Genomic DNA, 10,232 nt, shown 5'->3' with positions numbered 1-10,232 from the left:
GAAAAGCAGGAACATATTCAGGAGATTTTGAACCGCTGTTGGGATATTCTTGAAGCTCTTCCCGCTTCATTGTTGAAACTCCGTTTGCTTACGGCTTGCTATGGTGAGGTTTACGATGAACCTTTGGCGGATGTTGCCCGTGAGATTATCGCATCTTGGGATGCCGCATCACTGACTGTCGAACAGCGGGAGGCTGTCGATGAATTTCAGAATGTGGTGGATAATCCCTATCCGTGGGAAGAGGTGGAAGGGTAGGGTGTTCGTAGAGTATAACTCTATAATTAAAATATAGAATATTAGAATGACAAAGCAGAATTTTAAAAAGGCAGGCGGTAAGAGTATTTTCGTAAAACTCGTGTCTGTATAACGACCTTTGAGAAAGCTTACTGAGTGGTTTTCTATTATTGGGTGTCTTTTTGTGATACCTCGCCGTAAATATGCCGTGAAGTTGGGAGTAATTTCCCGTATTTCATAATTGCTTGTTTTATCTTTATGGAGTAAAACAAAACGTAGATTTTGCTCCCAATATCGAATTAGAAGACTTCCTGAGTATGTTGCAGGAGGCAATAGAGGTATGTGGAGCGTTTGTTTGACTGATCGTGTTGTGCGTCAGTGCACCGGAATGAGTAGCAGACTTATGCAGATTTAAAAAGAACTCAAATTCTGGCTTTTGTCTGTGTTATGGAACAATCCACTGATGCCATAGATGAACTCTTGTCGTGTTACGATGACGCAGTACTGTTGATTGTGCTAAAGGAGTTGTGTGAACGTATCTGTCTGGACTGTTGCAACAAGTAGTACCGTTTGAGACCCTGCTACCTAGCTGTACGGTTTTTCTTTTATGTGTGTGCAGGAAACACAAGTCTTTCGTTTGTTTGTTTTGAGGAGCTTTTTCCCTTCTGCGCGCGTAGGTATAGATGTAAAAAAAGGTTATGCAAGCGTGGTGACAGGTTGGCGCAAGGTTTTTTGTTAGTGTAATAAAAATGATGCTTTTATGTTATGTTTTAAAAAATAAATATTTATTTTTGATAACTTCTGTAAGCATTTAAAAAGGTCATATTACACAAAACGATAATAAGGTCGACTTTCACTGCTGTAGTTTAAAACATAAAAATATATAGTCCAATTACTAATATGAAGCCTTTCATTAGTGATATAGTATATACTTTTTCAGCACAAATCTTATCTTTTGTTTTAAGTTTCTTACTTGCTTTGTTTGTGCCAAAAGTTTTGGGTATAGAAGGTTATTCTTATTGGCAACTATTCTTATTTTATACATCTTATGCTGGTTTTTTTCATTTAGGATTGACGGATGGGATATATTTAAAATATGGTGGAAAGAATTTATGTGAAACTAGTAAGGAAATTTCTGGGCAGTTTTTAATATTTATTGTCTATATTTTTTTAATAGCATTTGTTTTAAACTATTTATTAGCATTAGAATCTGTAGAAAATAATCGGGAATTAGTATATAAATTAATAGTCATTGATATTATTTTATCAAATATATTAGGCTTTTGGATTTATTTATATCAAGCAACTGGGCGAATAAAAACATTTGTTAAAATTATTTTGGTTGATAAGCTGATATTGTTATTTTTTATTCTAATTCTTATTATATGGGGTATAAATAATTACTCTTTGTATATATATGCTTGTTTAACTTCTAAGTTAATTTCTTTATTGTATTGTTTAGCCACAATAAGGGATTTCTTTACTTTTAAAGTTTGTTTTTCCAAAAGTCTATTATATGAATATTTTGATAATATTCGTGTGGGCATCAATTTGCTTTTTGCAAATATAGCAAGTCTTTTGTTGATTGGTGCAAGTCGGTTTATAATAGATAAATATTGGGGATTAATTGTTTTTGGTAAAGTTTCTTTGATGTTATCTGTTGTTAATTTCTTTATCGTATTTTTATCTCAAATAGGGATTGTTATGTTTCCACTCATTAAAAGAATGAATGAGCAAAATAGAAATATGATATATGTATCTTCCTATTTATTAATAGACGTTTTCTTTTTATCAGTGTTATTATTCTATCTACCTATCAACTACATATTAGCTCGTTGGTTACCACAATATGAAGATAGTATAGGCTATTTGATTTTTTTATTACCAATATGTATTTTTGAAGGAAAAAATCAAATATTACTTAATCCATATTTGAAGTCATATAGAAAGGAACGATTATTTTTGTATGTTAATTTATTAGCGCTTGCTGTGTCTTTTATGTGTTCATTGTTGGGAGTGTATTTAGATAGTATTAATATCGTATTACTTTCCATATTAATATCGATAGTGATTAAAAATATCGTAACGACTATATATCTTAATAAAATATTTGAATTAAAATTATTTGAAAATTCATTATTTGCAATTATATATGTAGCTAGTTTCATATTTTTAAATGCAAAAGAAATGTCCGTTCTTTCGTTTATAGTATGTTTACTACTATATTCTGTTTTTATAATGAAAAATAGAATACAAATTAAAGGAGCTTTTTTGATGATAAAAAATCATTATAGATGATTTATGTATTCCTTTTCTTGCTACTTTTATATGGCGTTATTCGTTATGATGTTAATGGGAACATACAAAATCGATTGTATTATTTCTATTATATCGTTTTGTTATTGACATTTGTTTCAGGCTTAAGTTATAGATTAGGCGCTGATACAGTTGTGTATATGGCAGAATATGATGAATACAAATCTTTATATAATTCGTACTGCCAAAATTTTAATTTTCTTGATGAGGGACGGCAATTAGGTTGGGTACTTCTTTTATCTATAGTTAAAACTATAGGAGGAAGTTTTTCTTTTTTAAAGTTGTTATGTTCTCTTTGGATAAATTTTGTATATGCAAATTTTATATTTAAGCATACAAAATATGTATTTACAGCATTATTGTTATACTATTTTGCTTTCTATACAAATTCTAATTTTGAGATTATGAGAGAAAGCATTTCCATATCTTTCTTCTTATTGGCATTTGATGATTTTTTGCAAAAGAAATGGCTGAAATATTATTTATATGCGACAGCAGCATTTTTGTTTCATGAATCTGCAATATTCTTATTTTTATTACCTTTATTCTCTAAGTTAAATATAGCAAAACACTTCATTGTGTATGGTTTGATAGTATTATTTATCGCTTTCTATAATTTTGATTTAAACACGATTCTTGCCAACTTATTATATATAGATGTGAAAGCTTTGGATAAATTGGAAGGATATTTGCTTTCAGAAAATTATGGCACCAGTAATAATATATCCACTATAAAATATTTATTGATATGTATATCATGCGTATTGCCTCTATTTTCTTTCTATGTTTTATTTAAGAATAATATCCGTAAAGAATATGCTTTTTTTGCTATTTTGTATGCATTCATATGTGCACTGATGTATAAAATGCCAATATTTCTACGGTTTAACAATTATATCATTATTATTATTTTGATTTTATATGTTGATGTGTTTGTTTTAATATCAAAAAAAATTTTTAGCGCTAAATATATTAAATGGGCATTTTTATTTTTTGTATTATGTTATTGTATGTATAAGTCAACATATTATATGAGTTCCACTATGTGTCCTGATAGTGTAAAAAAATATTCTAGATATTATCCATACAGTAGCATATTTACAAAAAAAATAGATGAGCAACGGGAATTAAGCCATAGGACAAATTTGAACAGATGAGAATGCTTTCAAACAGAATACTGAGATTCGTTTTATTATGCGGTAGATTATTGGGTATTTTATTAAGTATAGTAGTACCATTTCTTTTTTGCAATAAGATTAAGTCAATACGGAATATCGTATATTCAAGCTATATGTCTGTCGTGTTCAGAAAATGTGGTAAAAATATATTGATAACTTATCCTGTTTGTATGTTAAGGGGGGGGAAGGAAATTAGTATTGGTGAAAATGTTTTTATTGGGAAAAATATAGTTTTAACTGCGTGGACTAGATATAGAGATAAAAAATATAATCCACAAATAGTGATAGGAAATGGTACTAGCATAGGCGATGATTGTCATATCACGTCTGCTAATAGAATTATAATTGGAAATAACGTATTAATAGGGCGCAGGGTGCTAATTACAGATAATTCTCATGGTCAGTGCATATATGAGGATCTTCTTATTGAACCTTTAAATAGAGATTTATATTCTAAGGGGGAGATTGTAATAGAAGATCATGTATGGATTGGTGAAAAAGCAACCATATTACCAGGGGTTCATATTGGAAAAGGAGTCGTTGTGGCTGCGAATTCAGTCGTTACTAAAGATATTTCAGCTTACACTGTCGTGGCTGGATGTCCAGCTAAGGTGGTGAAAATATTAAATAATAACAACATATGAAAGCGAAAGTTATTGCATTTTATCTACCTCAATTTCATCCAATACCAGAAAATGATTCCTGGTGGGGTAAAGGATTTACAGAATGGACGAGTGTTGGTAAGGCCAAGAGATATTATTATGGGCATTATCAGCCACGCATTCCTGCGGATTTAGGTTATTACGATTTGCGTTTGCCTCAGATTCGTGAGGAACAAGCAATTTTGGCAAAAGAGGCAGGAATTGCAGCCTTTTGCTATTGGCATTATTGGTTTGGCAAAGGTAAGGAATTATTAGAATATCCTTTAAAAGAGGTTGTTCGTTTACAAACTCCTAAATTCCCTTTTTGTTTAGGGTGGGCAAATCATTCATGGTATAATAAATCATGGAATTCTGATAAACAAACAATTGTCCCCAAGCTATTAATAGAGCAGACATATCCAGGAAAGGAGGATATAGTCAACCATTTTAACACAATGTTACCAATATTTAAAGATGAAAGGTATTTCAAAATACATGGACGGTTGTTATTTTTGATTTATTCTCCTGTTGATATACCTAATTTTGATCTGTTTAAGACTATATGGAATGATTTAGCTGTAAAAAACGGTTTGCCAGGTTTTTATTTTATCGCTAATCTTGAGGATCAATCTTTAGTTGAAAAAGAGGAAATAAAAAAGTATGACGCGATTTCATTGTGTAGATTATATTCATCTTGGAATATTGAAGGGAATATATTAAATAGATATTACCGGAAAATCACAAGAAATGTTTCACGTTTATTAGGATATCCATTAAACCGAATTGCATATAAGAATGCGATTTTGAAAATAGACTCGTCATTATATGAGCGGGAAAACATTTTTCCTAATATAATTCCGTGTTGGGATAATTCCCCAAGAAGGGGACCTGGAGCTTACATTTATGATAATTCCACTCCTGAATTATTTAAGAAACATATAGATATGATTCTAGAAAGAATTAAAAATAAAAAAGAGGAGAATAAAATAATATTCTTAAAATCTTGGAATGAATGGGCTGAAGGAAATTATATTGAACCGGATTTAAAGTGGGGTAAAGCTTATATAAAGGCATTGAGAAGCTCATTAGAAGGAAAATAAATGTATAAATATTGAAATATGAATATTGTATTATTGACAGCTGGAGGGACTGGTACGCGGATGCATCAAGACATTCCTAAACAATTTATTCACATAAAAAATAAACCTATCTTAATATATACATTAGAAGCATTCCAATGTCATCCTAGTATTGATGCTATAATTGTGGTTGGATTGGAAAAATGGATTGATATTATATGGGCATATGCAAGACAATATAATATAACAAAATTGAAATGGGTTGTCTCAGGTGGAAATAGTGGGCAAGAATCAATAAAAAATGGATTACAAGAAATATATAAGTACTGTTCTCCTAATGATGTGGTCATGGTACACGATGGAAATAGGCCAATGGTTAGTCAAGAGATTATTTCAGATAGTCTGGCAAAACAAAAAGAATATGGGAGTGCAGTAGCTGTTGTTCCATGTGTAGAAGTCGTGTTTAAATCCGAAGACAGAATCTCATCTGTTATAAATATTCCACGTGATCAGTTATTAAGAACACAAACTCCACATACATATACTTTAGAGAAATTAATGTGGGCACACAAGGAAGCTGAATTGCGTGGCATAAATGATACTGTAGCATCCTGTGATTTAATGTGTCGTTTAGGAGAAAAAGTGTATTTTTCCAAAGGATCAGAACGAAATTTAAAGATAACAACGCTTGATGATATTGAAATTTTCACTTCTCTGTTAAATTATAGAAAAGAAGAGGGTCTAAAATAATATCAAACATGAATAATTATTTGAATGAAGAACTAAAAAAGGTTGCTGAAAAACTTCCTTTTACAGAGTTGAAAAATAAGTCTATACTGATTACTGGAGCAACAGGGCTAATATGTTCTTATATCGTTGATATATTGATGTATTTAAATCTGTATAGTGATGCAAATATAAGAATTATTGCAATGAATAGGAATAAAACAATGGCTATGAAACGTTTTTCTATATATTGGAATAATTCTTTATTTTATTATATTCAACATGATGTTGCAATTCCGATTTCTGTAGAAATTCCCATAGACTACATTATTCATGGGGCAAGTAGTGCTTCTCCTGCAAAGTATATATCTAATCCTATTGATACAATGAAGGCTAATATTGAGGGAGTAGTTAATATGTTGAATTTAGCTGAGATTTCTCATGCTAAAGTACTTTATATCTCTTCTGGTGAAGTATATGGAGAGAGTGATGGTAATGATTTTATTGAGTCGTATAGTGGTCCAATAGATCCATTACTTATACGCTCTTGTTACCCCATTAGTAAACGGGCGGCAGAAACAATGTGTATAGCATACCAAGAGCAAAAAAATATAGAAGTTGTTATAGCAAGACCATGTCATATTTATGGTCATACGATGATGGAAAATGATGATAGAGCGGTATCTCAATTTATAAATAATGCTTTACGGCATGAAGATATAATAATGAAAAGTAAGGGGATGCAATTACGTTCTTATTGTTATATTGCAGATTGTGCTACCGCAATTTTTACAATATTACTATATGGAAAATCGGGTAATGCGTATAATGTAGCTAATAGAGATAGTGTTATTACAATATCTGAATTAGCAAATAGAATAGCAAAAGTAGCAGGCCAAAAGGTTATAATACAAACAGCAACAGATATAGAATCAAAGGGATATTCTTCCGTTACAAAGGCGGTACTTAATCCTTCGAAAATAGAACAATTAGGTTGGAAACCGTTATATTCTATTGAGGATGGAATTAGTCAGACGATTAACGTATTAAGTAATTTGTAATTATATGAAATTGATAAATTATATAAATAAGGCATTACCTGGTAATGCTTTTTATGAACCATCAGAAGAAGATAATAAACGGATGAAAGAATGTCTTTTGTCCATATATAAAGATATAGATACTGTTTGCAAAAAAAACAACTTACTTTGTATGTTGGCAGGTGGTAGTGCTTTAGGGGCAATAAGACACCATGGATTTATTCCTTGGGATGATGATATTGATCTGCTAATGTTTAGAAAGGACTATAATATATTTATATCTATATTTGAAGAAGCTATGGGAGAGGATTATTATATAATTGGTCCGCATTCAAAGAAAAGTAATTATTTTGTACAAGTCGTAAAAAAAAGTACTGTAGTTAGATATGTAAATTCTATCGAAGATTCTGGTATACATATTGATATATTTCCCATTGATGATGTTCCCAACAATGTATTAGCTAGGTATTTTAAGCACTATTTAGCAATTATATTCAGAGGTATACTATTCTCTGTAAAAGCATTTAGAGCCAAAGATTCAGATTTTAAAAGATTAATGCATAATAAGATTGGAACTATTATTATCTATTGGATAGTTAATCTGATAGGTTTACTTTTCACAGTTGTGCCTATTCGTATATGGTCAAATTTGTGTGATAGAATTATTTCAAGTAGAAAAAGCTCGAAATATTCTACTGTTGCAGTTGGTCGTAAGCTATATTTAGGAGAAATGTTAGAAACAAAATGCTTTGTGCCGCCATATCAAGCAGAGTTTGAAGGATTAAATGTATTAATTCCAAGAGACTATAATAGATATCTGCAAAATCTATATGGGGATTATATGACTTTGCCACCAATAGAGAAGAGAGAAACGCATTCTTATAGTAAATTGATTATTAACTGAGTAGCATATTTCTCATAATTATGATTTATACGTTTGTTAAAAGGGACTTAAGTGAAATTAACAGGGGGTATTTAACAATTTCCCTAATAAATCTATATTTACTACAAAAGAGTGGATAGATTTTATAGCTGAAGATTCTAAAGCTAAACCATATATTTTGGAGATTTCTAAAGATGGGGAATTTATAGGTTTTTTTTCAGCATTAGTTGTTAGGAAGTTTGGATTAAAAATCGTAGGAAGTCCATTTGCTGGCTGGAGCACTCCTTACATGGGATTAGATGTAGTTGATTCCTCTAAAAAAACTAAAATCCTGCAAGAACTTATACCTTTTGTTATGAAAGAGACCTCTTGTATATACTTACAAATTTGTGACAGGGATTTTGATAAAGAGGAATTGGAATTAATAAAAAATATCAATGCGTCTATAAGAATGGTTGAAACTTTAGAGTTAGGAATAGAAGTGGATGATGCAATGCAATACAAAAGAATGAAAAATGATTGTAGGAATTTTATTAAACAATTTGAGAGGAGGGGGGCGCGTATAAAAGAAGCTATTCCTGATGATGCATTTGCGGAGGAGTTCTATGAACAATTGATAGATGTTTTTGCAAAGCAGAACTTAGTTCCGACATATACAGTTGATAAGGTTAAATGCTTGCTGAAACATCTATCGAAAGTTAATAATGTCTATTGTTTGAGAGTGCTTGATCCAGAAGGAAAAAGCATTGCAACGTCAATCTTTCCAGGTTTTAATAGGAAAATGTTCTTTTGGGGCGGAGCTAGTTTAAGAGAATATCAACATTACAGGCCTAATGAGTATATGATTTATACAGCTATACGTTATTGGAGAGAACGCGGTTGTACGGAATTTGATATGGTAGGTAATCGAAGTTATAAGAAAAAATTTGGTTCGTTAGTTACTAATTATCCTTGTATAATTGTTCCGAAATATAGAATTCTTTTAAGATTGAAGGATTTAGCGGCTTATTTGTATTATTTTTCTGGAAAGTTATTTTGGCTACTTCACGTAAAACGATGAATCATATAGTAAAAAATAATATAACTCCATTATGTTTTCTTACTTCTGGCGATTTAATATGTTACCAATACGGTAAACTAATAGTTATAAGAGATGGAGAAATTGTTACAAGATATGAAATAATAAGGAGTAAGAAAGAAAGATATATTGGAAGAATTAATCTCTTTTTTCGCCTTTTTAGATTGGGCGTTCGTGTTGCAGAAACGATTGATGATAAACGTGTCTTATTGAATGTTGGTAATCATATTTATGAGTATGATTTTTTGAAAAAAAAACTGTCGAAAGGATATTATATTGGGAATGGAATACGTCCTTTGATTTTTACAAATGTAAAAAGTATAAAAGGGTTTGATGATTGTATTTGTTTTGGAGGATATAGGGATAATATAGACAAGGAACCTGTTCATATTTATAAAAGAACTGAAATTGATAAATGGGATATAGTTCATACTTTTAAGTCAGGAGAAATCAATCATGTTCATAATATTGTAGCAGATCCATATCGCGACTGCCTATGGGCGTTTACGGGAGATTTTGATGAGGCTTCTGCAATATGGAAAATTACGAATAATTTCAAAAAAGTTGAACGAGTACTTTGTAATAATCAAAAGTATAGAGGATGTGTAATTTTTCCTGTAAATGAAGGGCTGTTGTATGCTACTGATGCCCCATTTTCACCAAATTATATATACTTGATGAAAGAAGATTTTTCAATGGAGACTATTTGTCAGATTAATGGCTCTTGTATATATGGTTGTCAAATAGGTGATAAGTTTGCTTTTTCTACCACTGTAGAGCCCGATGGGCGTAATAATAGTATTTTAAATTTGTTGATTAGCCGTAAGAGGGGGGAAGGTATTAAAGATATGTATTCTCATCTTTATGTTGGATCTGTTATAACTGGTTTTAAGGATATCTATAAAGAAAAAAAAGATATATGGCCATATCTATTTCAGTTTGGCGTAATTCGTTTTCCTTACGGGCTTAATTCAACAAGCAAGCTTTATTTTCAACCTGTGGCAACTAATAAGCACGACCTTGATTTGATGATAATTGATATTAATGTATGATAATG

Annotated in this window: 10 protein-coding genes; all 10 read left to right on the top strand. The window is 30.9% G+C overall.

The genetic code is table 11. From position 1 onward, the window contains the following. Nucleotides 1-255: UpxZ family transcription anti-terminator antagonist (locus tag KG118_RS16565; protein WP_249671503.1), on the top strand; the 255-nt coding region annotated here is incomplete at its 5' end. An 879-nt stretch (nt 256-1,134) separates the two neighbouring features. Next, nucleotides 1,135-2,532 (top strand): MATE family efflux transporter, encoded by a 1,398-nt coding sequence (locus tag KG118_RS16560; protein WP_117713189.1) that lies wholly within the window; start codon nt 1,135-1,137, stop codon nt 2,530-2,532. Then, nucleotides 2,529-3,707, top strand: a complete 1,179-nt coding sequence (locus KG118_RS16555) for an EpsG family protein (RefSeq protein ID WP_117713188.1) — start codon at nt 2,529-2,531, stop codon at nt 3,705-3,707. The genes KG118_RS16560 and KG118_RS16555 overlap by 4 nt, the downstream gene beginning before the upstream one ends. A gap of 134 nt (nt 3,708-3,841) precedes the next feature. Next, nucleotides 3,842-4,372: an acyltransferase gene (locus tag KG118_RS17590; RefSeq protein WP_147331384.1), complete on the top strand. Its 531-nt coding sequence runs from the start codon at nt 3,842-3,844 to the stop codon at nt 4,370-4,372. Then, the gene (locus tag KG118_RS16545; protein ID WP_117713187.1) at nt 4,369-5,469 is read left to right on the top strand and encodes a glycosyltransferase WbsX family protein; all 1,101 of its coding nucleotides are present in this window, start codon (nt 4,369-4,371) and stop codon (nt 5,467-5,469) included. The genes KG118_RS17590 and KG118_RS16545 overlap by 4 nt, the downstream gene beginning before the upstream one ends. Before the next feature lie 18 nt (nt 5,470-5,487). After that, nucleotides 5,488-6,198, top strand: a complete 711-nt coding sequence (locus tag KG118_RS16540) for an IspD/TarI family cytidylyltransferase (RefSeq protein ID WP_117713186.1) — start codon at nt 5,488-5,490, stop codon at nt 6,196-6,198. A gap of 8 nt (nt 6,199-6,206) precedes the next feature. Beyond that, on the top strand, nt 6,207-7,235 hold the full coding sequence (locus tag KG118_RS16535; protein ID WP_233514931.1) for an NAD-dependent epimerase/dehydratase family protein: 1,029 nt from the start codon (nt 6,207-6,209) through the stop codon (nt 7,233-7,235). Between the two features lie 4 nt (nt 7,236-7,239). Further along, nucleotides 7,240-8,118, top strand: a complete 879-nt coding sequence (locus KG118_RS16530) for a LicD family protein (RefSeq protein ID WP_117713185.1) — start codon at nt 7,240-7,242, stop codon at nt 8,116-8,118. 157 nt (nt 8,119-8,275) lie between these two features. Beyond that, nucleotides 8,276-9,157, top strand: a complete 882-nt coding sequence (locus tag KG118_RS16525) for a GNAT family N-acetyltransferase (RefSeq protein ID WP_117713184.1) — start codon at nt 8,276-8,278, stop codon at nt 9,155-9,157. Next, entirely contained in the window at nt 9,154-10,227 is a 1,074-nt protein-coding gene (locus tag KG118_RS16520; RefSeq protein WP_117713183.1) for a hypothetical protein, read from the top strand. The genes KG118_RS16525 and KG118_RS16520 overlap by 4 nt, the downstream gene beginning before the upstream one ends. Nucleotides 10,228-10,232 lie beyond the last annotated feature (5 nt).

This window comes from Bacteroides propionicigenes (assembly GCF_018390535.1).
Lineage (GTDB): Bacteria > Bacteroidota > Bacteroidia > Bacteroidales > Bacteroidaceae > Bacteroides > Bacteroides propionicigenes.
Note: the sequence above shows the minus strand (reverse complement) of the source record. Positions and strands in the feature narration are given on the sequence as shown.

Coding starts and splice junctions, on each gene's coding strand:
- KG118_RS16560 (WP_117713189.1), top strand. CDS start 1,135: ATGAAGCCTTTCATTAGTGATATAGTATATACTTTTTCAGCACAAATC.
- KG118_RS16555 (WP_117713188.1), top strand. CDS start 2,529: ATGATTTATGTATTCCTTTTCTTGCTACTTTTATATGGCGTTATTCGT.
- KG118_RS17590 (WP_147331384.1), top strand. CDS start 3,842: ATGTCTGTCGTGTTCAGAAAATGTGGTAAAAATATATTGATAACTTAT.
- KG118_RS16545 (WP_117713187.1), top strand. CDS start 4,369: ATGAAAGCGAAAGTTATTGCATTTTATCTACCTCAATTTCATCCAATA.
- KG118_RS16540 (WP_117713186.1), top strand. CDS start 5,488: ATGAATATTGTATTATTGACAGCTGGAGGGACTGGTACGCGGATGCAT.
- KG118_RS16535 (WP_233514931.1), top strand. CDS start 6,207: ATGAATAATTATTTGAATGAAGAACTAAAAAAGGTTGCTGAAAAACTT.
- KG118_RS16530 (WP_117713185.1), top strand. CDS start 7,240: ATGAAATTGATAAATTATATAAATAAGGCATTACCTGGTAATGCTTTT.
- KG118_RS16520 (WP_117713183.1), top strand. CDS start 9,154: ATGAATCATATAGTAAAAAATAATATAACTCCATTATGTTTTCTTACT.